General features: G+C 70.3%; 24 protein-coding genes. 13 read left to right on the top strand and 11 right to left on the bottom strand.

From position 1 onward, the window contains the following. Positions 1–44: 44 nt before the first annotated feature. The 3 genes from ACFWY9_RS05910 to ffh are packed head-to-tail and all read right to left on the bottom strand — an operon-like array spanning position 45 to position 3,466. Positions 45–815, bottom strand: coding sequence for a CPBP family intramembrane glutamic endopeptidase (locus ACFWY9_RS05910; RefSeq protein ID WP_378327328.1), 771 nt, complete (start codon positions 813–815; stop codon positions 45–47). A 44-nt stretch (positions 816–859) separates the two neighbouring features. Beyond that, positions 860–1,933 carry an amidohydrolase family protein gene (locus ACFWY9_RS05905; protein ID WP_378338264.1) on the bottom strand — a complete coding sequence of 358 codons (1,074 nt, stop codon included), beginning with the start codon at positions 1,931–1,933 and terminating at the stop codon, positions 860–862. Next, positions 1,934–3,466, bottom strand: coding sequence for a signal recognition particle protein (gene ffh / locus ACFWY9_RS05900; RefSeq protein ID WP_378327330.1), 1,533 nt, complete (start codon positions 3,464–3,466; stop codon positions 1,934–1,936). Positions 3,467–3,675: 209 nt separating this feature from the next. On the opposite strand from ffh, the gene ACFWY9_RS05895 reads away from it, so the two are divergent. The 3 genes from ACFWY9_RS05895 to ACFWY9_RS05885 all read left to right on the top strand — a co-directional run bounded on the left by ACFWY9_RS05895 (position 3,676) and on the right by ACFWY9_RS05885 (position 7,308). Next, positions 3,676–5,469, top strand: coding sequence for an ABC transporter ATP-binding protein (locus tag ACFWY9_RS05895; RefSeq protein ID WP_378338263.1), 1,794 nt, complete (start codon positions 3,676–3,678; stop codon positions 5,467–5,469). A gap of 10 nt (positions 5,470–5,479) precedes the next feature. Then, positions 5,480–5,926 (top strand): MarR family winged helix-turn-helix transcriptional regulator, encoded by a 447-nt coding sequence (locus tag ACFWY9_RS05890; RefSeq protein WP_378327332.1) that lies wholly within the window; start codon positions 5,480–5,482, stop codon positions 5,924–5,926. Positions 5,927–6,108: 182 nt separating this feature from the next. Then, positions 6,109–7,308, top strand: a complete 1,200-nt coding sequence (locus ACFWY9_RS05885; protein ID WP_378338262.1) for a nucleotide disphospho-sugar-binding domain-containing protein — start codon at positions 6,109–6,111, stop codon at positions 7,306–7,308. A gap of 271 nt (positions 7,309–7,579) precedes the next feature. On the opposite strand, the gene ACFWY9_RS05880 is transcribed toward ACFWY9_RS05885, so the two are convergent. The 3 genes from ACFWY9_RS05880 to ACFWY9_RS05870 all read right to left on the bottom strand — a co-directional run bounded on the left by ACFWY9_RS05880 (position 7,580) and on the right by ACFWY9_RS05870 (position 9,408). Beyond that, the gene (locus ACFWY9_RS05880) at positions 7,580–8,464 is read right to left on the bottom strand and encodes a Ku protein (protein ID WP_378338261.1); all 885 of its coding nucleotides are present in this window, start codon (positions 8,462–8,464) and stop codon (positions 7,580–7,582) included. A gap of 52 nt (positions 8,465–8,516) precedes the next feature. Then, a complete protein-coding gene (locus ACFWY9_RS05875) occupies positions 8,517–8,894 on the bottom strand; it encodes a hypothetical protein (RefSeq protein ID WP_378327335.1) in 378 nt (125 codons plus the stop codon). A gap of 94 nt (positions 8,895–8,988) precedes the next feature. Then, on the bottom strand, positions 8,989–9,408 hold the full coding sequence (locus ACFWY9_RS05870; protein WP_378327336.1) for a MarR family winged helix-turn-helix transcriptional regulator: 420 nt from the start codon (positions 9,406–9,408) through the stop codon (positions 8,989–8,991). A gap of 177 nt (positions 9,409–9,585) precedes the next feature. On the opposite strand from ACFWY9_RS05870, the gene ACFWY9_RS05865 reads away from it, so the two are divergent. Next, positions 9,586–10,284 (top strand): SDR family NAD(P)-dependent oxidoreductase, encoded by a 699-nt coding sequence (locus ACFWY9_RS05865; protein WP_378327337.1) that lies wholly within the window; start codon positions 9,586–9,588, stop codon positions 10,282–10,284. A gap of 12 nt (positions 10,285–10,296) precedes the next feature. Here ACFWY9_RS05865 and ACFWY9_RS05860 read toward each other — a convergent pair whose 3' ends face one another. The 4 genes from ACFWY9_RS05860 to ACFWY9_RS05845 are packed head-to-tail and all read right to left on the bottom strand — an operon-like array spanning position 10,297 to position 15,003. Then, positions 10,297–10,917 (bottom strand): maleylpyruvate isomerase family mycothiol-dependent enzyme, encoded by a 621-nt coding sequence (locus tag ACFWY9_RS05860; RefSeq protein ID WP_378327338.1) that lies wholly within the window; start codon positions 10,915–10,917, stop codon positions 10,297–10,299. Between the two features lie 43 nt (positions 10,918–10,960). Further along, positions 10,961–13,273 carry a [protein-PII] uridylyltransferase gene (locus tag ACFWY9_RS05855; protein WP_378338260.1) on the bottom strand — a complete coding sequence of 771 codons (2,313 nt, stop codon included), beginning with the start codon at positions 13,271–13,273 and terminating at the stop codon, positions 10,961–10,963. A 9-nt stretch (positions 13,274–13,282) separates the two neighbouring features. After that, positions 13,283–13,621, bottom strand: coding sequence for a P-II family nitrogen regulator (locus tag ACFWY9_RS05850; protein ID WP_378327340.1), 339 nt, complete (start codon positions 13,619–13,621; stop codon positions 13,283–13,285). Continuing rightward, a complete protein-coding gene (locus ACFWY9_RS05845) occupies positions 13,618–15,003 on the bottom strand; it encodes an ammonium transporter (protein WP_378338259.1) in 1,386 nt (461 codons plus the stop codon). Before ACFWY9_RS05845 ends, ACFWY9_RS05850 begins: the two co-directional genes overlap by 4 nt. 174 nt (positions 15,004–15,177) lie before the next feature. Here ACFWY9_RS05845 and ACFWY9_RS05840 point away from each other — a divergent pair, with 174 nt between their 5' ends. From ACFWY9_RS05840 to ACFWY9_RS05830, 3 genes are all read left to right on the top strand, one after another. Beyond that, positions 15,178–16,038 (top strand): putative RNA methyltransferase, encoded by an 861-nt coding sequence (locus ACFWY9_RS05840; protein WP_378327342.1) that lies wholly within the window; start codon positions 15,178–15,180, stop codon positions 16,036–16,038. Next, positions 16,035–16,664, top strand: coding sequence for a (2Fe-2S)-binding protein (locus ACFWY9_RS05835; RefSeq protein WP_378327343.1), 630 nt, complete (start codon positions 16,035–16,037; stop codon positions 16,662–16,664). The genes ACFWY9_RS05840 and ACFWY9_RS05835 overlap by 4 nt, the downstream gene beginning before the upstream one ends. Positions 16,665–16,760: 96 nt before the next feature. Further along, positions 16,761–17,189, top strand: coding sequence for a ricin-type beta-trefoil lectin domain protein (locus ACFWY9_RS05830; protein ID WP_378338258.1), 429 nt, complete (start codon positions 16,761–16,763; stop codon positions 17,187–17,189). Here the strand turns inward: ACFWY9_RS05830 and ACFWY9_RS05825 are convergent. Next, the gene (locus ACFWY9_RS05825; protein ID WP_378327345.1) at positions 17,186–17,794 is read right to left on the bottom strand and encodes a TetR/AcrR family transcriptional regulator; all 609 of its coding nucleotides are present in this window, start codon (positions 17,792–17,794) and stop codon (positions 17,186–17,188) included. The two genes, ACFWY9_RS05830 and ACFWY9_RS05825, sit on opposite strands and share 4 nt — an antisense overlap. 57 nt (positions 17,795–17,851) lie before the next feature. On the opposite strand from ACFWY9_RS05825, the gene ACFWY9_RS05820 reads away from it, so the two are divergent. From ACFWY9_RS05820 to ACFWY9_RS05795, 6 genes are all read left to right on the top strand, one after another. After that, positions 17,852–19,411 (top strand): FAD-dependent oxidoreductase, encoded by a 1,560-nt coding sequence (locus ACFWY9_RS05820; protein WP_378338257.1) that lies wholly within the window; start codon positions 17,852–17,854, stop codon positions 19,409–19,411. 15 nt (positions 19,412–19,426) lie between these two features. Beyond that, positions 19,427–20,716 carry an O-acetylhomoserine aminocarboxypropyltransferase/cysteine synthase family protein gene (locus ACFWY9_RS05815; protein ID WP_378338256.1) on the top strand — a complete coding sequence of 430 codons (1,290 nt, stop codon included), beginning with the start codon at positions 19,427–19,429 and terminating at the stop codon, positions 20,714–20,716. After that, complete coding sequence (locus ACFWY9_RS05810) at positions 20,713–21,189, top strand: CoA-binding protein (protein ID WP_378327348.1); 477 nt, start codon at positions 20,713–20,715, stop codon at positions 21,187–21,189. Before ACFWY9_RS05815 ends, ACFWY9_RS05810 begins: the two co-directional genes overlap by 4 nt. A 9-nt stretch (positions 21,190–21,198) precedes the next feature. Further along, a complete protein-coding gene (locus ACFWY9_RS05805; protein WP_378338255.1) occupies positions 21,199–21,696 on the top strand; it encodes a GNAT family N-acetyltransferase in 498 nt (165 codons plus the stop codon). Between the two features lie 52 nt (positions 21,697–21,748). Continuing rightward, a complete protein-coding gene (locus ACFWY9_RS05800) occupies positions 21,749–22,504 on the top strand; it encodes an MBL fold metallo-hydrolase (protein ID WP_378338254.1) in 756 nt (251 codons plus the stop codon). Positions 22,505–22,648: 144 nt separating this feature from the next. Next, positions 22,649–22,822, top strand: coding sequence for a hypothetical protein (locus ACFWY9_RS05795; RefSeq protein ID WP_378327351.1), 174 nt, complete (start codon positions 22,649–22,651; stop codon positions 22,820–22,822). Positions 22,823–22,929 lie beyond the last annotated feature (107 nt).

Below are 22,929 nucleotides of genomic sequence, written 5' to 3'. Positions count from 1 at the left end.
GCTACGTCGCATCAGGTGACGTGCATGTCTCAAATGACACATGATCAGTGGAGCGCCAGCGGGAGACCACCCGTTCCGACGAACAGGAACACCGCGGGCGGCAGGTTGTTCGCCGCGTGCGCGACGACCGCGGCGCCGACGCGGCCGCTGAGGTACCGGGCCAGCCCGATCGCCAGCCCCTGTCCGAACAGCGCGAGCACGCGGGCCGGCTCGCCGTGCAGCTGGGCGAACACCAGCGCGGTCAGCACCAGCACCACCCACCGCGGGATCCGGTAGCAGGACAAGCCGTTCCACAGCGTGCCGCGCACGAGCAGCTCCTCGGTGACCGGTGCCCCCGCGACCACGATCACCGCGGCCAGCACCAGCCACACGGTGTCGCCGCGGTAGGTGTCGGCGAGGTCGGTGAGCGGGCTGTCGCTCACGTCGGTGCTGTCCCCGGTGCCGTACACCGCGATCGAGAGCAGGTTCAACCCGAACCCGGCGACGAGCGCGAGCACCCCGCAGGCGAGGCCGATCCGGACGTCGCGCCAGGTGGGCAGCAGCCCGAAGTCCTCGCGCAGCCCCGCGCCCCAGATCCGCGAACCCGCGACGGGGCCGAGGCCGAGCAGCAGGTTCGGCAGGAACGCCAGCAGCAGCAACGGGCCGATGTCGTGCAGCTCCAGCGGATCGAACTCGCCGAGGTGGCGGTTCATGACCACGGTGATCGCCAGGTTGACCACGTGGTAACCGGCGATGCCCGCGAAGAACGCGAGGAACCCCCAGTGGGCGCCGAGGACGAGACCCGCGCGCCGCCGCGCTCCCTCCGGACCATCCACGGACGTCACGCTAAAGGTGCTTGCCCCGCAAGGAAAACAGGGGGTCAGGCGAAAACCGTGCCGCCCAGCACGATGTGTGTGGGATGCCGCAGCACGCCGAGGTCCTCGCGCGGATCGGCCGGGTAGACGAGCAAGTCGGCTGGAGCGCCGTCGGCGATGCCCGGATGGCCGAGCCAGTCCCTCGCCGCCCACGACGCCTGGCCCAGCGCCTGTTCGGCGGGCATCCCGGCCTTGTGCAGCGCCTCGATCTCGTCGACGAGCCTGCCGTGTTCGACCATGCCGCCCGCGTCGCTGCCCGCGAAGACGCGTACACCCGCCTCGACGGCCGAGGCGACCATCTCGCCGACACCGGCGTGGAGCGCGCGCATGTGCGCCGCGTACGCCGGGTACTTGCCCGCCTTGTCCGCGATGCCGGGGAAGTTCTCGATCTGGATCAGCGTCGGCACGAGCGCGATGTCCCGGCGCGCCAGCTCGTCGAGCTGCTCCGGGCTCAGCTCGGTGCCGTGTTCGAGGCAGTCGATCCCGGCCGCGATCAGGCCCGGCAGCGCTTCCTGGCCGAACACGTGCGCGGTGACGCGAGCGCCCTCGGCGTGCGCGGCCGCGATCGCCTCGGCCAGCACGTCGTCCGGCCACAGCGGCGCGAGGTCGCCGGCGCCGCGGTCGATCCAGTCCCCGACCAGCTTGACCCAGCCGTCGCCGTCGCGGGCCTGCTCGACCACCGCGGCGGGCAGCTGCGCCGGATCGTCCAGTTCGAGGCCGAACCCGGGGATGTACCGCTTGCGCAGCGCGAGATGCTGCCCGGCGCGGATGATCGTCGGCAGGTCGGCGCGGGCCTGCAAGGGCCGGACGTCCAGTGGGAGACCGCAGTCGCGGATCAGCAACGTCCCCGCGTCCCGGTCCGCGGCGGCCTGCTCTGCGGCTTCCGCCAGCGTCGCGGGGCCGTGCGCGGCGAGCCCCGGATGGCAGTGCGCGTCGACCAGGCCCGGCACGAGAAAGCCTTCCCGCGTCAGGGTTTCCGCGCCCGGCACGCGAGTGAACGAGATCCGCCCGCCGTCGATCCACAGCTCACCCGGTTCGCCGCCGGGCAGGATCACCCCGGCCAGGTGCAGTGCGGTCACTTACTTCTGCTTGGGCAGCTTGAACTTCGACGGGTCGAAGCCCGGGACGTCGTTCATGCCGCCGAGCTGCGAGAGATCGGGCGCACCGCCGGGCATGCCTCCACCGGGCGGCAGCATCGGCATGCCGCCGGGGAAGCCACCGCGGACCTTGGGCTGCGTCGGGCCGCGGCCCTTGCCCTTCTTCCCCTTCTTGCCCTTGCGCGACTTGCTGCCGCCACCACCGCCGAAGCCGAACTTCCCGGCCATCTGCGCCATCATCTTGCGGGCCTCGAAGAACCGGTTGACCAGGTCGTTGACCTCGCGCACGGTGACGCCGGAGCCGTTCGCGATGCGCAGCCGCCGGGACCCGTTGATCAGCTTCGGATCGTCCCGCTCGGCCGGGGTCATGCCGCGGATGATCGCCTGGAGCTTGTCGAGGTGCTTGTCGTCGACCTGCGCGAGCTGGTCCTTCATCTGCCCGGCACCGGGCAGCATGCCGAGCAGGTTGCCGATCGGGCCCATCTTGCGGACCGCGAGCATCTGCTCGAGGAAGTCCTCCAGGGTCAGCTGGCCGCTGGTCAGCTTCTGCGCCGCCTGCTCGGCCTGCTCCTGGTCGAAGGCCTGCTCGGCCTGCTCGATCAGGGTGAGCATGTCGCCCATGCCGAGGATCCGCGACGCCATCCTGTCCGGGTGGAAGGTGTCGAAGTCCTCGAGCTTCTCGCCGTTGGAGGCGAAGAGGATCGGCTGGCCGGTGACCTCGCGGACGGACAGCGCCGCGCCACCGCGGGCGTCGCCGTCGAGCTTGGTGAGCACGACGCCGGTGAAGCCGACGCCGTCGCGGAACGCCTCCGCGGTGGTGACCGCGTCCTGGCCGATCATCGCGTCGACGACGAACAGGACCTCGTCCGGCTCGACCGCGTCGCGGATGTCCGCGGCCTGCTTCATCAGCTCCTCGTCGACACCGAGACGACCGGCGGTGTCGACCACGACGACGTCGTGCTGGGCGTGGCGGGCCTCGGCGATCGCGCGGCGGGCAACGTCGACCGGGTCGCCGACACCGTTCCCGGGCTCGGGCGCGAACGTGACGACCCCGGCACGCTCACCGACGACCTGGAGCTGGGTGACGGCGTTGGGGCGCTGGAGGTCACAGGCGACGAGCATCGGCGCGTGGCCCTGCTTCTTCAGCCACAGCGCGAGCTTCCCGGCGAGCGTGGTCTTACCGGCACCCTGCAGACCCGCCAGCATGATCACCGTCGGCGGGGTCTTCGCGAGGTTCAGCCGCCGCGTCTCGCCGCCGAGGATCCCGACGAGCTCCTCGTTGACGATCTTGATGACCTGCTGCGCCGGGTTCAGCGCGCCATGGACCTCGGCACCCTTGGCCCGTTCCTTGACCTTCGCGATGAACGCCTTGACCACGGGCAGCGCGACGTCGGCCTCGAGCAGGGCGATGCGGATCTCGCGCGCGGTGGCGTCGATGTCGGCGTCGGACAGCCTGCCCTTGCGCGACAGGGTCTGCAGGGCCGCTGTGAGGCGGTCGGAGAGGGTGTCGAACACGGGTGTGCACGCTCCAGCTGAGTCGTCGTTGCGCGCCGGACCTGGCCCGGCATCTTCCGAGGGTAGTCGTTCCACGGATGTGGCCTCCGGGGTACCGCGACCTCGGCCCAATCACTTCCTCCGCACTCGTTAAGTATTTGACTGTCATTTTTCCTGGCAGACCACGAAAATCAGTAGCCAAGGCCCCTCAATTTAGTAAACATACATGTATGACTTCTGCGACGAGCACCCGCGCGATGCTCACGGAACCGGCCGAAGACGCCACCGAGCACGTCCCGTTCCGGCGCATCGCGGGCCTGTTCGGGCCGCACCGGCGGGCGATGGCGGGGCTGCTGGTGCTGCTCGTGCTGCAGGCGGGCCTGGGCATCGTTTCGCCGTTCCTGCTTCGCGAGATCCTCGACGACGCCCTGCCGCACCGGGACACGCTGCTGCTGAGCCTGCTCGCGGCCGGGATGATCCTGGCCTCGCTCGGCAGCGGGTCGCTCGGCGTCGCGACGACCGGGCTGGCCAACACCATCGGCCAGCGGGTCATGAACGAACTGCGGGTCTCGGTCTACGGCCACCTGCAGCGGATGTCGCTGGCGTTCTTCACGCGGACGAAGACCGGCGAAGTGCTCTCGCGCGTCTTCAACGACATCGGCGGCGTGGACAACGTGATCACCACGACGGCCGGTTCGGTGGTGCAGAACGGCACCACGACGCTCGCGATCGCCGGCGCCCTGCTCCTGCTCGACTGGCAGCTCGCGCTGCTGTCGCTGGTCGTGGTGCCGTTGTTCCTGCTGTTCACGCTGCGGCTCGGCAAGAAGCGCCGCACGCTCGCCCGCGGCCGGACGCGCCGGATGGCACGGCTGACCACCATGGTCGAGGAGTCGCTGTCGGTCGCCGGGGTGCTGCTCGGCAAGACGATGGGCAACGAGCGGGCACTGCGTGAGCGGTTCGCCGCCGAATCCCGCGAGATCGCGTCGCTGGAGCGCAACGCCGCGCTGGCCGGACGCTGGCAGGTCGCCGCGCGCACGATGAGCCTGACGATCATCCCGGCGCTGGTGTACTGGATCGCCGGGCTCGCGCTCGCCGGCGGCGCGACGCCGTTTTCGCTGGGCACCGTGGTCGCGTTCACGAGCCTGCTCAACCGGCTCGTCGCGCCGGCGACGGCGATGCAGTCGATCGGGCAGAACGTGGCGACGTCCAAGGCGTTGTTCGCGCGGATCTTCGAAGTCCTGGACCTGCCGGTCGAAATCGCCGACAAATCCGACGCGAAGAAGCTGGAGCTGCGCCGGGGCGACGTCTCGATGCGCGGGGTCTCGTTCCGGTACGAAGAAGGTGCCGCGTGGACCCTGCGCGACATCGATCTCGACGTCCCGGCGGGGACCACGACCGCGCTCGTCGGTTCCACCGGCTCGGGGAAGACGACGCTCGCGTACCTCGTGGCACGGCTGTACGACGTCACCGAGGGGCGAGTGAGCATCGACGGCGCCGACGTCCGCGACGTCACCCTCGCCTCGCTCGCGAACGGAATCGGTCTCGTGTCGCAGGAGACGTACCTGTTCCACGCGTCGGTACGCGAGAACCTGCGGTTCGCCAAACCCGGCGCCACCGACCACGAGATCGAGCGCGCCGCGAAGGCCGCGCACATCCACGACACGCTCGCCGCGCTGCCCGAGGGATACGACACGGTCGTCGGGCAGCGCGGATACCGGTTCTCCGGCGGGGAGAAACAGCGGATGGCGATCGCGCGCATCCTGCTGCGCAACCCGCCCGTGCTCATCCTCGACGAGGCGACGAGCGCGCTCGACAACCGCACGGAACGGTCGGTGCAGGCGGAGCTGGACCGGCTAGCGACCGGCCGCACGACGATCACCATCGCGCATCGTCTGTCCACTGTGGAGCACGCGGACCAGATCGTGGTGCTCGACGCCGGGCGGATCGTGGAGCGCGGCACCCACGACGAGCTGCTGCGGCTCGACGGCCGGTACGCCCGTTTGCTCCGCGAGCCGTCCGCCTAACCTGGGGGTCATGCAGAGCGAAGCCGTCGCGGACCACGAGCTGGCCGAGCTGGCGCGGCACGTCCGGGAGAGCGTCGGCAGGCTCAACTGGCGCATGCGGGCCGAACGCGACAAGGGCGGCCCCGGCCCGGTGGTGCTCGCGGTGCTGAGCAGGCTCTATCGCGCCGGCACGCACAGCCCGAAGGAGCTGGCCGACGCGGAACGGATCCAGCCGCAGTCGCTCACCCGCGTGCTCGCTTCGCTGGCCGAACGCGGCCTCGTCACCCGGACCCCGGATCCGGCGGACGGCAGGCGGTCGCTCATCGACATCACCCCGGCAGGGCGGGTGGAGCTGCGCGAGTACAGCATCGGCCGCGAACGCTGGCTGGCCGACGCGATGGCGCGGACGCTGTCCCCGACCGAACAACAGCTACTGCGGCTGGCCTCGGAGCTGCTGGTGCGGGTCGCCGACTGCTGAGCGGCACCGGCGTTACCAATCCGGCCAAAAGCAGGCCGCCCCCTGCGCGGCAGGTAACCGTTGCTACGAAGTCATTCGGCCGTGACTGTGGTCGGATTGGTCACGAACGGCACAGTATTCGGGTCGTCGCCGTGCGGGCGGCTGGCTAGGCTGCGTCCTGGATCAAGGGGGTAACAGCCGAAATGAAGATCATGTTCTGCGCGGCGCCGGGCTACGGGCTCATGCTGCCGCTCGTCCCGCTCGTCTGGGCCGCCCGCGCGGCGGGTCACGAAATCCTGCTCGCGACGACCTCGGAGATGACCGAGGCCGGTGCCCGGGCCGGCCTCCCGGCCGTCGACGTCTTCCCGGACCGCGACGTCTGGGCCGAACTGATGGCGAGGGTCGGCCCCGGCAGCACACCCCCCGCCGAGGAGGATCTCTCCGAGGAGGAGAAGCTGGTCGCCGCCACCGGGAACCCGTTCGGGGTCTTCACCCTGACGATGACCGAGGGCACGGTCGCCGCGGCCAGGGCGTTCGGTGCCGAGCTGATCGTCACCACGTCCGACCACGCCGCGGGCGCGCTGGCCGCCACCGCGCTCGGTCTCCCGGTGCTCGAAGTCGGCAACCGCGTCTCGTGGTCCATGCGGGACGAGGAATGGCGGCGGGAGCACTCGACTTTCGCCACCGACGACCCGCTTTCGCAGCACCTGGCCGAAAAGCTGGGCTTCGAGGCCGGACCGGCGAAGGTGCTCGCGCGGATCGACCCGCGTGCCCCGAGCATGGGCGGGATGACCGGCGACGAAGCCGATCCCCGTGACGGCGCGCCGTGGTGGCCGATGCGGTACGTGCCGTTCAACGGCGGCGCCGTCGCCCCGCCGTGGGTCTTCGAGCACACCGAACGGCCGCGGGTGTGCGTCACGCTGGGCACCGTCGTGCCGTTCCTGTCCGGCACCAGCAACCTGACCGTCGTGGTCGAGGCGCTCGGGGAGCTGGACGTCGAGGTCGTCCTCGCGGCGGGGTCGGCGGATCTCTCCTCGCTCGGCACCCTGCCCGCCAACGTGCGGCCCGCCGGGTTCGTGCCGCTGTCGATGTTCCTGCCGACGTGCTCGCTGATCGTGCACCACGGCGGTTCCGGCACCACCGCCGCGCCGCTGTACTACGGCGTCCCGCAGCTCGTACTCCCGTCGTTCGCGGACAACTTCCTCTCCGCCGACCGGGTCGCCGAACGCGGGGTCGGGCTGCGCTGCGACGCCGCCACGACCGACGTCGCGACGATGCGGGGCCTGGTGGAGCGGCTGCTCACCGAACCGGCGTTCGCCCAGGCCGCCGCGGAGGTCCGGGACGAGATGGCGAACCAGCCGAGCCCGGCGGCAGTCCTCCAGAAAGCCGTCGCCCTGGTCTGAGCGAGCGTGCGCTGAAGGACGCCTTCGGTGCACCGAGCGCGCTGAAGGACGCTTTCAGTGCACTAGATGCGCTGAAGGCGTCCTTCAGCACCTTCCGGGCCGAACTCCGGAGCCGGGCCGCTCCCCCGCGGACCGGGCCCCGGAGCCCTGAGGGCGGAAGGCTCACCTCCCCGGGAACCGTCCGCGCGAGAAGGAGTCTGCCGGGCGCACCGGCGCCGGGGGCAGCGTGAACTCCCCTATTCCGGGATGAGTAGTCCTACTCAGAACGCGCTCAGCGCGCGGACTTCGCCCGGCCCCGGACCTTCGCCGACGCCTTTTTCGCACGCCCCTTGGCTTTCGCGGCCTTCTCCGCGGCGGCCTTCGCCCGCCCGACGGCGGCTTCCGGCGCCCGCGTGGACTCGACGACGTTCTGCTGCAACGCCGCCAGCAACCGCGTGACGCCCTCGGCCTGCTCGGCGGCGGTCGGCTGGACGACGTCGGAGCCGTCGATCTTCGCCTGGATCAAGGCTTCCAGCGCTTCACGATAGCGATCGGCGTAGCGGCCGGGGTCGAAATCGCCGGTCAGCTCCTCGATCAGGTTCACCGCGCGCCGCAGTTCCCCTTCGCGCAGCTCGACGTCCTCGTGCAGGAACGGGAAATCGGGCGTGCGGATCTCGTCGGGCCAGAACATGGTTTCGAGCACGATCACCTGGTCACGCACCCGCAGCGCGCCGAGCGTCTCGCGCTGCCGCAGGGCCACCTTGACCACCGCGGCCCGGCCTGACTGCTGCAAAGCCTCGCTGAGCAGCACATACGGCTTCGTGCCCGCCGGTTCCGGCTCCAGGTAGTAGCTCTTCGCGAAGTACACCGGGTCGATCGCCTCCAGCGGCGCGAACCCGCAGACGTCGATCGACTGAGCCGTCGGCAGCGGCAGCCCGGCGAGTTCCTGTTCGGTCAGCAGGACGACGTCGCCACCGGGGACCGGGAAACCCTTGACCATCTCCCCTGCCGGAACCTCGGCGCCGTCGACCTCGCAGACCCGCCGCACCCGGACCCGTCCGCCGTCCGGCTCGTGCACCTGGTGCAGCGCGACGCCGCGTTCCTCGGTGGCCCCGTAGGCCTTCACCGGAATGGCGTAACTGCCGAAGCCGATCGTGCCTTTCCACACCGCCCGCATGGCGCCCACCTCCGCAGCTCCAGGCTAGACACGGGGACGCGGCGGCGGACAGCTACAAACGGGTGTCAGGGCCCACGGATTCGCTCAGACATTCGAATGACGGGACCGCTTCACCGAGCGCGTCGGCCGAACAGCCGACCGCGGTGGCCGCCGCACGGAGTACCTCGGTGACCACCTCGACGTCCACCGGCGGTGCCGCCGCGAGGACGCCCGACCCGGCGTCGACCCGGCCCGCCAGCCCCGCCAGAGCGCTCGCGAGAGCCTGCTGCCCGGCGACCAGCTGGGTGACGACCTCGGCGAGTTCGGCGGCGGTGGCCGCGGAACCGGTGGCGCGCAGGGAATCCGCGAGTTCTTCGGCGCAGGAGCGCAGGTGGGAGGCGACGACGGTCGGGGGCAGCGAAAGCCGCGGGGGATTGTGCTCCAGCACCACTCACCGCCCTTCGCGCCGAAACCCGTCCGAGCCGATCGGTCCGTCATCTTGCCATCGACGCTCCCGGCGGCCCGGCCGACACCCCGAAGCGCGCTCAGCCGGGCGGGAGGACACGGTTCAGCAGGGTGACCAACTGGCGCAGCTCGCCGTCGGCTAGCGCCGCCAGCGGTGTCCCCGCCAGGGCGGCGCGGACCACCTCGTCGCGGACCCGGCGGCCCTTGGCGGTCAGGACCAGCACGCGGGAGCGGCGGTCGGCCGGGTCCACGGCGCGCTCCACCAGGCCCCGGTCGGCGAGCTGGTTGCTCACGAAGGTCAGATTCGGGGCGTTGCAGTGGAGGCGTTCGGCCAGCGCCTTCATCGAGGGCGGCCGCTCGTCCGGGTCGATCGCCCACAACGCCTGGAACGTCGCCGGGGTCAGGCGGTGCTCCGCCAGCACCGGCCCGATCTGCGTGACGGTCCGCATCCAGATGTCGTAGGTCGCGGCGATCGCGGTGACGAGATCGGGCGCGGACATGCCCCCATCCTACCTATGTTTCGAGCCTCGAAGGATTCTGCTACCTCGATACTTCAAGGCTCGAACTAGTGGAGGATCCTGTGAAAGACGGCTATCGCGGCCTCACCGCGCTCGTCACCGGTGCGTCCAGGGGGCTGGGGCGGGCGTACGCCGAGGAGCTGGTTCGCCGGAGCGCGGGTGATCCTGCTGGCCCGCTCGGAACCGGACCTGCGGGAACTCGCCGAACACCTGGCTGAGCGGCACGGCGGCCCGGTGGCCGAGGTGATCGCCGCCGACCTCACCGCCGAGGACGGTCCGGAGCGGGTCCTCGCGGAGCTGCGCGACCGCGGCCTGATCGTCGACCTGTTGCTCAACAACGCCGGCGCGGGCCCGTTCCTCGACCGCCCGCTCGCACCGCAGCTGCGCTCGGTCGGGCTCAACGTCGGCGGCCTGCTCGCGCTCACCCACGCACTCGGGGCCGAAATGGTCGCGCGCGGCCGCGGCGGCGTCATCAACGTGTCCTCCACCGCCGCTTTCCAGCCCATGCCCTACCAGGCAAGTTATGCCGCGACCAAGGCGTTCGTGCTCTCCTTCACCGAGGCGCTGGCCGTGGAACTGCGCGGCACCGGTGTCCATGTCATGGCCGCGCACCCCGGCCCGATCGCGACCGGCTTCCTCCACGGCACCTCGGCCACGATCAACGCGGCCGTCGCCGCCCGCACGCTCGACGACTACGCCCGGCGGCGCGCGGTGTCCTATCCGGGCCGGGCCGTGAGCCGGGTGCTGAACCGGACCATGGCCTGGTTCCCCCGGCTGCTGCCGCGCGCCGTCGTCACCCGGGCGACCGGAGCACTCAACCGCAAGCTGGGCCTGCACGAGGTCGTCGACCTCGGCTAGCGTCCCGGAGCGTCAGCCGAGGCGGGCCGCGAGTTTCGCTTGTCCTGGCCCGGAAAGCTCGCCCGTGACACCACGACGTCCGGCGAGGGCCATCAGACAGGCTTCGGCGGGCCCTTGGACCACGGGCCCGGAACCGGCGGACCAGTCGAGGTCGGTGGCGACCAGCCGGACACCCCTGATCCGCCAGAACCCCCGGATGACCGGGGCTACCAGCGCCAGCCGCAGTGCGGGCAGCAGCCGCTCCCCCGGGACCTGCCTCGGCAGGCCGAGCGGGCGGCGGATGTCCTGCTGGTGGATGAGGCAGTCGGTCAGCGCGATCCCGCCGCCGAACCCCGCGGTCAACCCGCGCGGTTCGGCGTACTTCCGCAGCAACGCCACCAGCTCGTCCGGGCCGCGCCGCACATACTCGGTCACGCCGACGCTGTTCACCTTGCCGGGCGTGAACCGGCCCTTGGCGAAGCGGCGGACCAGGTCGCGCGGGGTCAGTTCGTCGTAGCTGATCACGTGCGCGACGACGTCGCGGACGCTCCAGCCCTCGCACAGCGTCGGCGCGTCCCATTGCTCCGGTGTCAGCGTTTCGAGGAATGCCGCGAAGTCCAGCCGCTCGTCCCGCGCGAGGCGCTTGATGTCCATGGCAGTTGCCTAGTCTCTCGAAGCGCCCCGCGCAAGACACCGATCACGATGCCGCGGCCAGCACCGCCTGTTCCACTTTCGCGCGCCACTCCGGGTCGATCCGGCCGGTGCGCGGGGTGACGGCGAACGAGTCGACCACCGCGCCGCCCAGTGTCGCGGCCTTGGCCCAGCGGACCTCGGCCTCGCACCGGCGCAGCGCCCCGGCGATCCGGAACAGCAGGCCGATCCGGTCGGTCGCCCGCAGTTCCAGCACGACGGTGTCCGGCCCGCTCGTCTCGTCGTCGAACCACAGCACCTTCGGTTCGGCGACGGCGACCACCGCGCCGTAGTCACGTTCCTTCGCCGCGAGCCGCTGGGTGAGCGGCAAAGTGCCCGCCACCGCCCGCGCGAACTGCTCACGCAGCAACGTGACGTCGGGCAGCGAGCCGAACTTCGGCGACGCCGTGAACACACCCGCGCGTCCGCCTTCGTGCGCCCGCAGCAACGCCGAGTGCACTTCCAGCGAATTCAGCGCGAGGACCCCGGCCGCGGGCGCGAGCAGTTCGGCCCGCGCGGGGACGGCGAGAACCACGGTGACGATCTTGCCGTGGGCGCTGATGTGGACCTCACCGCGCCCCGAAGCCGCCGCCGCGGCGACCAGCTCCCGCTGTTCGTCGTCCATCGGCCCGGGTTCCGAGAAACCCTTGCCCCGCAAGACTTCCTCACAGCCGGACACGAGTTCGGCGAGCAGCCTGGCCTTCCAGTCGGTCCACACGCCCGGTCCGGTCGCGAGCGAATCGGCCTTGGTCAGGGCGTGCAGCAGCTCGATGAGCAGGGTGTCATTTTCCAACGTCTTGACCACGCGAGAAACCGTCGCCGGGTCGCCGATGTCCCGCCGCGTCGCGGTGTGCGGCAGGAGCAGATGGTGCCGCACCATCGCGGACACCGTCGCGGCGTCCTTTTCGGACAGTCCGAGCCTGGTCGCGACCTGTGCCGAGATCGCCGCGCCCAGCTCGGAGTGGTCCGCATCGCGGCCCTTCCCGATGTCGTGCAGCAACGCGCCGATGAGCAGCAGGTCCGGCCGCGCCACCGTGGTGGTCAGCTTCGCCGCCTCGACACACGCCCGCACCAGGTGCCGGTCGACAGTCCAGGCGTGCACCGGCGATCGCGGCGGCAGGTCGCGCACCGCGCCCCATTCCGGGAACAGCCGCGCCCAGAGGCCGGTCCGGTCCAGCGCCTCGACGGCGTCGACCATCCCCTCCCCCGCGCCCAGCAGCTCCACCAGCGCGTTCAGCGCGTCCTCCGGCCACGGCGCCCGCAGTTCCGGCGCCGACTCCGCGAGCGCCCGCAACGTCCCGTGGGCAATCGGTTTCCCGGTCCGCGCGGAAGCCGCGGCGACCCGCAGCAGCAACGCCGGATCGCGCGCGGGAACAGCGTCCCGCGCGAGCGAGACCTCGTTCCCGTGCAGCACGACACCTTCCGCCAACGGCGTTCGCACCGGACGTCGCCCGAACCGTGACTTCGGTGGATCCACAGTGGATCGCAGCGCGACGTCGACCGCATACGCGATCGTCCGGCCCGCCCCGGAAAGCTTACGCGCCAAGGTGAATCGATCGCCGAAGCCGAGTTCGGCGGCCACCAGTTCGGCCTCCGGCGCGGCCAGCACGTCCCGCTCACGACGCAGCTCGCGCCGCAGCTCGGTGCGGACGTCCAGCAGAAGTTCCTTCGCCGCAAGGAGTTCTTCGCCGGGGCGCGCGGTCAACTGGGCCGCCGCCAGCGCTTCGAGCACCGCGAAGTCCCGCAGTCCGCCCCTGCCATGTTTGAGATCCGGCTCCGCGGACTGCGCGATTTCGCCGCTACGCCGCCAACGCAGCCGCACCGCCTCGGCCAGTTCGCCAAGCCGTTTGCGCGCGGTCCGCCGCCACTGGTCCCGCGCCGCCGACGCGAGCCGCTGCGTCAGGTCGGCGTCTCCGGCGATGTGCCGGGCGTCGAGCAGGCCCATCGCGGTGCGCAGATCCTCCGAGGCGACCTTGACCGCCTCGCCGGGTGTGCGCACCGAATGGTCGAGCCCGACCTTCGCGTCCCAGAGCGGGTACCACAGCGCGTCCGCGATCTTCCCGACGTCGGGATTCCCGTTGTGCACCAGCACGAGATCGAGATCGGAGAACGGCACCAGCTCGCGGCGGCCGAGGCCGCCGACGGCGACCAGCGCGACACCGGGATCGGCGGTGTCGACACCGGCCGCCGTGGCGCCCTTGCCGAGCCAGAATTCGTAGAGGTCGACCAGTGCGGCGCGCAACGCCGCCGCGCCCAGCCGTCCATGCCTGCCCTCGAGCAGCCGCTCGGTGGCCTTGACCAGCTCACCCCCGTCGGTCATCCGAATCGCCTATAGGGCGTCCGAGCCGCGTTCGCCGGTCCGTACCCGGATCACCGTGTCGACCGGGGTGACCCACACCTTGCCGTCGCCGATCTTGCCGGTGTGCGCGGCGGTGGTGATCGCCGTGAGCACCTTCTCGACGTTCGAATCGTCGGTGACGACCTCGATCTTCAGCTTGGCCACGAAGTCCACCGAGTACTCCGCGCCGCGGTAGACCTCGGTGTGTCCCTTCTGGCGGCCGTAACCCTGCACCTCGCTGACCGTCATGCCGAGCACGCCCAGCTGCTCCAGCGCGGATCGGACGTCGTCGAGCGTGAACGGCTTGACAATCGCGGTGATCAGCTTCATGCCTTGCTCTCCTCGAGTTTCGTGGCGGTCGCGGACTTCGCCGGGAAGGGGCTCGGGTGGCCGAAGCCGCCGCCCATGCCCGTGAAGTCGTACGCGCTCTCCGCGTGCTGGGCCTCATCGATACCACTGACCTCGTCCTCGGCGCTGACGCGGAAGCCGCCCGCCTTCTTGATCACCCAGCCGATGACGAAGGTCAGCACGAACGAGTACCCGAGCACCACACCCGCGGCGAGTGCCTGCTTGCCCAGCTGGCCGAGACCGCCGCCGTAGAACAGGCCGTCGGCGCCCGCGGAGTTGACGCTCTTGGTGGCGAAGAACCCGATCAGCAGCGTGCCGACGAGACCGCCGACGAGGTGGACGCCGACGACGTCGAGCGAGTCGTCGAACCCGAAGCGGTACTTGAGGCTGACGGCCAGCGCGCACAGCACGCCGGCGATGACGCCGATCGCGATCGCGCCCAGCGGGCTGACGAACCCGGCGGCCGGGGTGATCGCGACCAGGCCCGCGACGGCGCCCGAAGCGGCGCCCAGCGTGGTGGGCTTGCCGAACTTGAGCTGCTCGACCAGCAGCCAGCCGAGGACGGCGGCCGCGGTGGCGACGGTCGTGTTGGTGAACGCGACGGCCGCGACGTCGTTGGCGGCCAGCGCCGAACCGGCGTTGAAGCCGTACCAGCCGAACCACAGCAGGCTCGCGCCGAGCAGCACGAACGGCACGTTGTGCGGGCGTCCGGTGTCCTTCGGCCAGCCCTTGCGGCGGCCGAGCACGATGGCGAGCGCGAGGCCCGCTGCACCAGCGTTGATGTGGACCGCGGTACCACCGGCGAAGTCGAGTGCCTTGAGCTTGTTGGCGATCCAGCCACCGGCGTTCTCCGCGCCCATGAAGCCGTCGAACGAGAACACCCAGTGCGCGACCGGGAAGTACACGACGGTCACCCAGATCGCGACGAACAGCGTCCAGCCCCAGAACTTGGCGCGGTCGGCGATGGCGCCGGAAATCAGCGCGGGGGTGATGACCGCGAACATCAGCTGGAACATCACGAACGCGAGCACCGGCAGCGCGTCCGGCCCCGGCCACGCGACGGCGGGCGCGGTGTCGGTCGCCGCGACGGCGAGACCGGCCAGCTTGCCGACCGTGTTGGACAGTCCCGCGAGGTCGAAGTTACCGAGCAGGCCCCCGAACGCGTCGTTGCCGAAGGCCATCGAGAAGCCGTACAGCACCCACAGCACTCCGACGACGGCGAGTGCGATGAAGTTCATCATCAGCATGTTCAGGACGCTCTTCGCGCGGACCATGCCGCCGTAGAAGAACGCCAGTCCTGGGGTCATGAGCATGACCAGCGCGGCGCTGACCAGTACCCACGCTGTATCTCCTGCGTTCAGCACAATCTTCCTCCCGTGCCGTGGGTGTCTGACGGGGAAGTTTTGGTGCGCGGTGTTTCACCGGGCGCCGAATCAGGTTTCACGTGGGTGAACTGTGGTCGCCCTCTTGTTACGTCCAGGTTTCCCGTCACCTGTGGTGTCCTGTCCGATTGCGAAACGTCGTGGTCGAATATCCCCATGACTCACCCCGCGCAGGCCAATGACCCACTGCCACCTCGCGTCGTGGACGCCCTGCGCTGCTCGGTGTGCGGGGACCCGGTCGGGTTAGCCGATCGCACGCTGCGTTGCGCCGAGCGTCACTCGTTCGACTTAGCGAAGCAGGGTTACGTGAACCTGTTGCACGCGCGAATCCCGGCCGGGACGGCCGACACCGCGCCGATGGTCGCGGCGCGCGCGGCGTTCCTGGAATCCGGCGTCTACCAGCCGCTCGCCGAGGTCATCGCGAAGCTCGCGGCGAGGCACGCCGGCGACGGCCTGATCGTCGACGCTGGCGCGGGCACCGGTTATTACCTCGCCCACGCGCTCGACGCCGCGCCGAAGGCCGCCGGCCTCGCACTCGACGTCTCCGCGATCGCGCTGCGCCGCGCCGCCCGCGCGCACGAACGCGCCGGAGCGGCGGTGTGGAACCTGTGGGAGCCGTGGCCGGTGGCCGACGAGGTGGCGTCGATGGTGCTCAACGTCTTCGCGCCGCGTAACGCCCAGCAGTTCCACCGCGTGCTGGCGCCCGGCGGCCTGCTGGTGGTCGCGACGCCCACGGCGGGACATCTGCGCGAACTCGGCGATCTCGTGCTCGATGTGGACGAACGGAAGGACGAACGGCTGGAGCGCAGCCTGCGCGAATACTTCACCCGGACGAGTCGGATCGAGGTCACCAATCGGGTGGAATTCTCGCCGGAACTGGTGCGCGAGGTCGTCGACATGGGCCCGACCGCGCATCACTTGACCGACGACCGGCGCGCCCGCCTCGAAGCGCTCTCCTCCCCGCTCGACGTCACGACGTCCTTCGCGGTGTCGGTCTACCGCGCGGTGACGGAATGACCCCGGACCTGACCGAGCCCGCCACCCTGCTCGCCGATCCCGCGTGGGTCCGCGCGCGGATCGGCGGCGCGGCGAAACTCTACGGCTGCGCGCGGCCGGAAGTGCTCGGGACGATCTGGTGGTACTCGCTGTCGTCGGTGCTGGTGGCGCCGTCGCTGGAGTCACTGATCGCGACCGGTGTCGCGATGGATCCTTCGCTGGACGCCGTTTCGCTGGACATGGTTTCGGACGGCCGATTCCTCGGCGCGCGTTCGTCCCGCCCGTTGTCCGCGGATCTGGCTGAACTGGGCGCCGCGTTCTCGGCCACTTTGGGGACCGCGATCCGTACCATCGCTTCCGTCTCGGGAGCGAATCCCCGGGCGCTGGGGGCGATCGCCACGGATTCCATCGGCAACCGTCTACTGTGGACGTCCGATCCGGAACGCGCGATGGGTTTGGCTGCCCCGCTGGTGTCCGCGATCGGGCTCGGGATGCCGTCGCCACGCTTCATCCGCGTGGGCCGTTCGCCGGTCGTGCGGCGGGCTTCGTGCTGTCTGATCTACGAAGCCGGGAACCCGAAGTGCACCAGCTGTCCGCGCCAGACCCCCGCCGAACGCGACCGACGGTTACGCGCCGCCCTGGGCTGAGGCCCACGTCCGTTCCCCGGTCGGGCGACTTCCCACGGTCACCACCGCACGGTAGGCAGAGAGTGAACCTGTCACCACTGTGAGGAGTGTCCGTCGATGCGTGCGCGTGTGCTGGTCCCAGCGGTCCTGCTCGCCACCATGTCGTTCTCCGGCACGGCCTCGGCCGATCCGCCGTATCAGCTCAAGCACGCCCACACCGGCTACTGCCTCGGCGAGGACGGCGGCCTCGTCGACACCTACCGCTGCGACCCGAGGCACCAATGGCGCGTCTCGGGCAGCATGGTGTTCGAGGACGTCGCCTCGAAACACTGTCTCGAAGTGGGCCGCAACGGCAGGTCGGTGTACACCAGCGCCTGCGACGGCGCGCCCGCGCAGCGCTGGACATTGCGCGGCGAGGGCCGTTCGAAGGGACTTCTCGAGAACGCGAGCAGCCACACCTGTTTGTCCTACGACTTCAAGAAGGTCACCGCCGAACCCTGCGACGCCGCGAAGGGCCAGGAGCAGACCTGGGACGTCGACGACTAGACATAATGTCGGACGAGGGGCAGGAAGATCTCATCGAGGATCGACCGGATGCGTGCGGGCTTCACGGGTTTGAGGTCCATGAGCAGGTCGTGACGCACGAGGTCGAACGGCAGGGCGAGCACCGCGGCGGGGATCCGTTCCAGGTCGATCTCGCCGCGGTCATGGGCACGCTGGTAGATGGTCCGGACGCGCACCAGCCGTTGGTCGCCGATGATCCGGTCGCGCACCTTGGTGGGAGTGAGCCCGGCTCCGGCCAGTAGTCCCGAGACGACCGCGGCCACGGCGATGGCGAAGAAGGCGGCGCGAGCCTGACCCATGCCGGTCAGTGCTTCGAGGAGGTCGCCGCGCAGGGAGCCGGTGTCGGGGACGTCGACCGGGTGACTGTCCCGGTAGTGCTCCAGCGCGGCGAGCACGAGCTCGTCCTTGTTGGCCCAGCGGCGGTACAGCACGGCGACGCCGGTGCCGGCACGGGAGGCGACGGACTCCATGGTCAGCTTTGCGAAGCCGGCTTCGACCAGCTCGTCCCAGGCCGCGTCCAGCAGCGCGGCCTCGAGTTCGGGTCCGCGACGGCGTTGGCGGGAGGGCGCGTCGTCAGGTGGGGTCATGGTCCCATCATAAGGAAGGTTTGCATTCCTTATCGACCCCCTCTACTGTCATAAGAGATGGATTCAACTCTTACAGAGGGGGACGAGAAGATGCCAGAGACCACGGTGTTGATCGTCGGCGCCGGTCCGACCGGGCTGACGCTGGCCTGCGAACTCGCCCGCGGCGGCGTCCCGTTCCGGCTGATCGAGGCCGCGCCCGGCCCGCGACCCGGGTCGCGCGGCAAGGGCGTCCAGCCACGCACCCTTGAGGTGTTCGACGATCTCGGCATCGTCGATCGCGTGCTCGCCCACGGCCGGATGGCGATGCCGATCCGGTCGACCGCTCCCGATGGCCAGGTGACGACGAGCGGCGGCGAGACGCTGGAGCATCGCCCCGACATTCCTTATGCGGCAAGCCTGATCACACCCGAGTGGCGGATCGAGGAAGCGCTGAGGCTGCGGCTGGCGGAGTTCGGCGGAGCGGTGGAGTTCGGCAGTGCGTTCGAGAGCTTCGAGCAGTCGGACGAGGGTGTGTCGGCGGTGATCGTCAAGGGCGGCGAGACGGAGACGGTCACCGCGCGCTGGCTGGTCGGCTGCGACGGCGGCCACAGCATCGTCCGCAAGCAGGCCGGTATCGCTTTCGAGGGCGAGACCCGCGAGGAGGTGCGGATGATCGTCGCCGACGTCGAGGTCGACGGCCTCGATCGCGACGCCTGGCACATGTGGCTGTGCGACGAGGGCCTCATCACCCTCTGCCCGCTGCCCTCGACCAACGCCTTCCAGTACCAGGCCAGCATCGGGCCGGGACAGAACCCCGAACTCACCCTCGCGAACATGCAGACGATCTTCGATCGGCGGAGCGGCCGCACCGGCATCCGCCTCCACGAGCCGGAGTGGTCGTCGTTGTGGCGCGCCAACGTCCGCCTCGTCGACCGTTATCGCGAGGGTCGCGTGTTCCTCGCCGGCGACGCGGCGCACATCCACTCCCCCGCCGGCGGACAGGGGATGAACACCGGCATCCAGGACTCGCACAACCTCGGCTGGAAGTTCGCGGCGGTCGCCAGCGGCGCCTCGCCGACGTTGCTCGACAGCTACGAAGCCGAGCGGCGGCCAGTCGCGGCGGGCGTGCTCGCGCTCTCGGACGCCCGCCTGAGGCAGACGATCGAGAAGAAGGCCATCCCCGTCCGCCGCGATGCGAACACGATGCAGCTCCGCGTGAATTATCGCGGCTCTGCCCTGGCGCGCGACGACCGCGACGAGACTGCCTCGCTCCGCGCCGGTGACCGCGCCCCCGATGCGACCAAGCTGACGACAGTGGACGGCGAACACCGGCTGTTCGAGATGACGCGCGGCGGGCGCTTCACCTTGCTGAGCTTCGGGGCCACACCTGCGGTCGAAGCCTCTTCGTTCGACCTCAAGACCCTCCAGGTCGTCGGGCAACCGACCGGTCCCGGCGACATCGCCGACACCGAAGGCCACCTCGCCGACGCCTACGGCGCGACCGACCGCACCCTCGTGTTGATCCGTCCCGACGGCTATGTCGCGCTGATCTCCGATGCCGGTGACGACTCGGCGGTGCCGGACTATCTCGCCGCGGTCCACCGGCTGGGAATCGATGGCCACGACCTGGAACGCTGAGTACCGTGGCGCTCGATGAGCGAACGTACGTGGGGCTTCCGGACCCGCGCGCTGCACGCGGGCGGCACCCCTGATCCGGCGACCGGTGCCCGCGCCGTGCCGATCTACCAGACGACCAGTTTCGTGTTCGAGGACGCCACGGACGCGGCGAATCTGTTCGCGTTGCAGAAGTACGGCAATGTCTACAGCCGCATCGGCAATCCGACCGTGGCCGCGTTCGAGGAGCGGATCGCCAGCCTCGAAGGCGCGATCGGCGGCGTCGCGACCGGCAGCGGGCAGGCCGCGGAGTTCCTGACGTTCTCCGCGCTCGCCGAGGCCGGTGACCACATCGTGTCCGCGAGCGGGCTCTACGGCGGGACGGTCACGCAGCTCACCGGGACGTTGGCACGCTTCGGCGTCGAGACGACATTCGTGAGCGGTGACCGCGTCGAGGACTACGCGGCGGCGATCACCGACAGGACGCGGCTGCTCTACACCGAGGTCGTCGGTAATCCGAGCGGTGCGATCGCCGACATCGCCGGGCTGGCCGATCTCGCGCACTCACACGACATTCCGCTCGTGGTGGACGCGACACTCGCGACGCCGTACCTGTGCCGTCCGATCGAACACGGCGCCGACATCGTGCTGCACTCGGCGACGAAGTTCCTCGGCGGGCACGGCACCACGCTCGGCGGGATCGTCGTGGAATCCGGGAAGTTCAACTGGGGCAACGGAAAGTTCCCCCGGATGACCGAGGTCGTCGACAGCTACGGCGGTCTGAAGTACTGGGAGAACTTCGGCGAATACGCTTTCTGCACGCGGCTGCGAGCGGAGCAGTTGCGCGATATCGGAGCAGTGCTCTCGCCGCATTCGGCTTTCCTTCTGCTGCAAGGCGTCGAGACCCTGCCGCAGCGGATGGACGCGCACGTGGCCAACGCCCGCGCGGTCGCCGAATACCTGGAACTCGACGACCGCGTCGAGTGGGTCGGCTATGCCGGGCTGCCCGGACATCCGCACCACTCGCTCGCCCAGCGATACCTGCCGCTCGGGCCCGGCGCGGTGTTCTCCTTCGGGGTCCGGGGCGGGCGCGCGGCGGGCGAGAAGTTCGTCGAGTCGGTCGAGCTGCTTTCCCATCTGGCCAACGTCGGCGACGCGCGGACGCTGGTGATCCATCCGGCGTCGACCACGCACGCACAGCTGTCGGACGAGCAGCTCCGGGCCGCGGGGGTCAGGCCGGACCTGATCCGGTTGTCGATCGGGCTGGAGGACGTCGAAGACATCCTCTGGGATCTCGACCAGGCGCTGGACAAGGCGGTGGCCGGATGACGTACGACGTCTCGGCCGTCGAACGGCGGCGCATCCTGGGGCGGACCAAGTCGGTGACTCTGGTCGGAGCGTCCGCGAATCCGGCCAGGCCGAGCTACTTCGTCGCGACGTACCTGCTGTCCTCGACGCGCTACGAGGTCAACTTCGTGAACCCGCGGCTGGACACGCTGCTCGGACGGCCGGTGTACCCGTCGCTGAAGGACGTGCCGGGCGAAGTGGACCTGGTCAGCGTGTTCCGCAAGCACGACGATCTGCCGCAGGTGGCCGAAGAAGTCATCGACGTCGGCGCGCGGACGTTGTGGCTCCAGCTCGGGCTGTGGCACGAGGACGTCGCAGCGCGAGGCCGTGAGTCCGGTTTGGACGTTGTGATGAACAGGTGTGTGAAGATCGAGCACGCTCGCTTCGCCGGTGGACTGCACCTGGCCGGGTTCAACACCGGGGTGATCAGCTCGCGACGGCAGTCGGCGCCCTAGGGTTACCGGATGATCGAGATTCGGGAGGCCGGACCGGACGACGGCGACGTGCTCGGTGAGATCCACACTGCGGCGTGGAAGGTGGCGTACGCGCCGTCCTTCGATCCGGAGTTCGCCGAGCAAGCCCTCCGGAGCAGGCGAGGTCGCTGGCACGCGCGGATCGCCGAAGGCGCGGGAACGCTGTTGCTCGGCGCACTCGACGGACGTCCGATGGCGTTGTCCTATTCGCTCCCGTCTTCGGAACGGCCGGGTTTCGCCGAGATCTCCAGCTTCTACGGCCACCCCGACGGCTGGGGCAGTGGCATCGCCGCCGCGTTGATGACCGAGACGCTGCGGCGCTTGTCCGATGACGGCTTCGCCCAGGTGCATCTGTGGACGTGGCGCGACACTCCGCAGTCTCGCCGCTTCTACCGTAAGTGCGGCTTCAGCGAGTCCGGGGAGACACGTCTCTTCGACTACGGCGCGGGCAACCTGATCGACCAGGTCGAATACTCGCGGGCGTGCTGAGCGGGTCTCGTCGCCGGGAAGTTCTCCGGCGCTCGCGGTGTTGTCGCTGCACGTGACCTTTGCTGTGACCTTCGTCGGCGGGCCGACCGCCGTTCTCGAGCTGGGCGGCGCCCGGTTCCTCACCGATCCGACGTTCAGCGGCCCCGGCGTGCAGGGCGGTGCGCCCGGCCGTCCGCTGACCAAGACCGAAGAGCCCGCGCTCGGCGCGTCCGAGGTGGGCCGCATCGACGCGGTGCTGCTCTCGCACGACGAGCATGCCGACAACCTCGACCCGGCAGGCCGGGAGTTCCTGGCTTCCGTGCCGGTGACCTTCACGACCACCGGCGGGGCGTCGCGACTGGGCGGCGCCGCGCGCGGCCTGAAGCCGTGGGAATCCGCGCGGGTCGACGCGGTCGAGGTCGTCGCCGTCCCGGCGTTGCACGGCCCGCCCGGCGCGGAGCCGGTGACCGGCCAGGTGATCGGCTTCCTGCTGCGCGGCGAGGATCTGCCGACGGTGTACGTGAGCGGCGACAACGCGTCACTGGACGTCGTGCGCGAGATCGCGGGCATCGCCGGGCCGGTGGAGTTCGCCGTGCTCTTCGGCGGCGCGGCGCGGACAGCGTTGTTCGACGGCGCTCCCCTGACGCTGACCAGTCTCGACGCCGTCGAAGCCACCCGGATCCTGGCGGCCGACGTGGTGGTCCCGCTGCATCTGCGTGGGTGGGAACACTTCAGCGAAGGCCCCTCGGACATGGCTTCCGCGTTCGCGGCGGCGGGGTTGGCGGACCGGCTGCGGCTGCTCGACCCCGGCGAACGCGCCGTGTGGTAACCGGCCGCGCTGGGCTCGGTGCCCGCGCCGCATGGTCGCGGGCAGCCCAGCGCGTGGTGACGGCGGCCCGGCGCGTAGAAACTCTAACCGCCGAGCGCGCCGCGTGGTGATCAGCCGTCCCGACGCGTGTGAGAGGCTCGGGACATGGCGAAACCGAGCGGGCTGCAGGTCCGGAACATCATCGCGGCCGTGCTGATGGCGGCAGCGTTCGTGTGGAACCTCGTGATCGGCGGCCCGTGGTGGGTCAGCGCGATCGTCGGCGTCGCCTTCGTCCTCTCCATCGCCTCGGCCTACCTCAACCGCCCCGGCGCCCGCTGACCTGCTTTCCCCCGCGCGGCGTGTGCTGCCCCGGCTTGTGCTGAAGGACGCCTTCGGTGCGTTCGGCGCGCTGAAGGGCGCTTTCAGTGCGCTGGATGCACTGAAAG

The organism is Amycolatopsis sp. NPDC059027 (genome assembly GCF_042739735.1).
GTDB lineage: Bacteria > Actinomycetota > Actinomycetes > Mycobacteriales > Pseudonocardiaceae > Amycolatopsis.
The sequence above is the reverse complement of the archived record's forward strand: the minus strand, read 5'-3'. Positions and strand labels throughout refer to the sequence as shown.

What these genes read in the sequence shown, in the direction of transcription:
- ACFWY9_RS05885 (WP_378338262.1), top strand. Translation starts at nt 6,109, where the DNA reads ATGAAGATCATGTTCTGCGCGGCGCCGGGCTACGGGCTCATGCTGCCG.
- ACFWY9_RS05795 (WP_378327351.1), top strand. Translation starts at nt 22,649, where the DNA reads ATGGCGAAACCGAGCGGGCTGCAGGTCCGGAACATCATCGCGGCCGTG.
- ACFWY9_RS05810 (WP_378327348.1), top strand. Translation starts at nt 20,713, where the DNA reads ATGACGTACGACGTCTCGGCCGTCGAACGGCGGCGCATCCTGGGGCGG.
- ACFWY9_RS05830 (WP_378338258.1), top strand. Translation starts at nt 16,761, where the DNA reads ATGCGTGCGCGTGTGCTGGTCCCAGCGGTCCTGCTCGCCACCATGTCG.
- ACFWY9_RS05895 (WP_378338263.1), top strand. Translation starts at nt 3,676, where the DNA reads ATGACTTCTGCGACGAGCACCCGCGCGATGCTCACGGAACCGGCCGAA.
- ACFWY9_RS05820 (WP_378338257.1), top strand. Translation starts at nt 17,852, where the DNA reads ATGGATTCAACTCTTACAGAGGGGGACGAGAAGATGCCAGAGACCACG.
- ACFWY9_RS05890 (WP_378327332.1), top strand. Translation starts at nt 5,480, where the DNA reads ATGCAGAGCGAAGCCGTCGCGGACCACGAGCTGGCCGAGCTGGCGCGG.
- ACFWY9_RS05835 (WP_378327343.1), top strand. Translation starts at nt 16,035, where the DNA reads ATGACCCCGGACCTGACCGAGCCCGCCACCCTGCTCGCCGATCCCGCG.
- ACFWY9_RS05855 (WP_378338260.1), bottom strand. Translation starts at nt 13,273, where the DNA reads ATGACCGACGGGGGTGAGCTGGTCAAGGCCACCGAGCGGCTGCTCGAG.
- ACFWY9_RS05880 (WP_378338261.1), bottom strand. Translation starts at nt 8,464, where the DNA reads ATGCGGGCGGTGTGGAAAGGCACGATCGGCTTCGGCAGTTACGCCATT.
- ACFWY9_RS05805 (WP_378338255.1), top strand. Translation starts at nt 21,199, where the DNA reads ATGATCGAGATTCGGGAGGCCGGACCGGACGACGGCGACGTGCTCGGT.
- ACFWY9_RS05815 (WP_378338256.1), top strand. Translation starts at nt 19,427, where the DNA reads ATGAGCGAACGTACGTGGGGCTTCCGGACCCGCGCGCTGCACGCGGGC.
- ACFWY9_RS05850 (WP_378327340.1), bottom strand. Translation starts at nt 13,621, where the DNA reads ATGAAGCTGATCACCGCGATTGTCAAGCCGTTCACGCTCGACGACGTC.
- ACFWY9_RS05840 (WP_378327342.1), top strand. Translation starts at nt 15,178, where the DNA reads ATGACTCACCCCGCGCAGGCCAATGACCCACTGCCACCTCGCGTCGTG.
- ACFWY9_RS05825 (WP_378327345.1), bottom strand. Translation starts at nt 17,794, where the DNA reads ATGACCCCACCTGACGACGCGCCCTCCCGCCAACGCCGTCGCGGACCC.
- ACFWY9_RS05870 (WP_378327336.1), bottom strand. Translation starts at nt 9,408, where the DNA reads ATGTCCGCGCCCGATCTCGTCACCGCGATCGCCGCGACCTACGACATC.
- ACFWY9_RS05860 (WP_378327338.1), bottom strand. Translation starts at nt 10,917, where the DNA reads ATGGACATCAAGCGCCTCGCGCGGGACGAGCGGCTGGACTTCGCGGCA.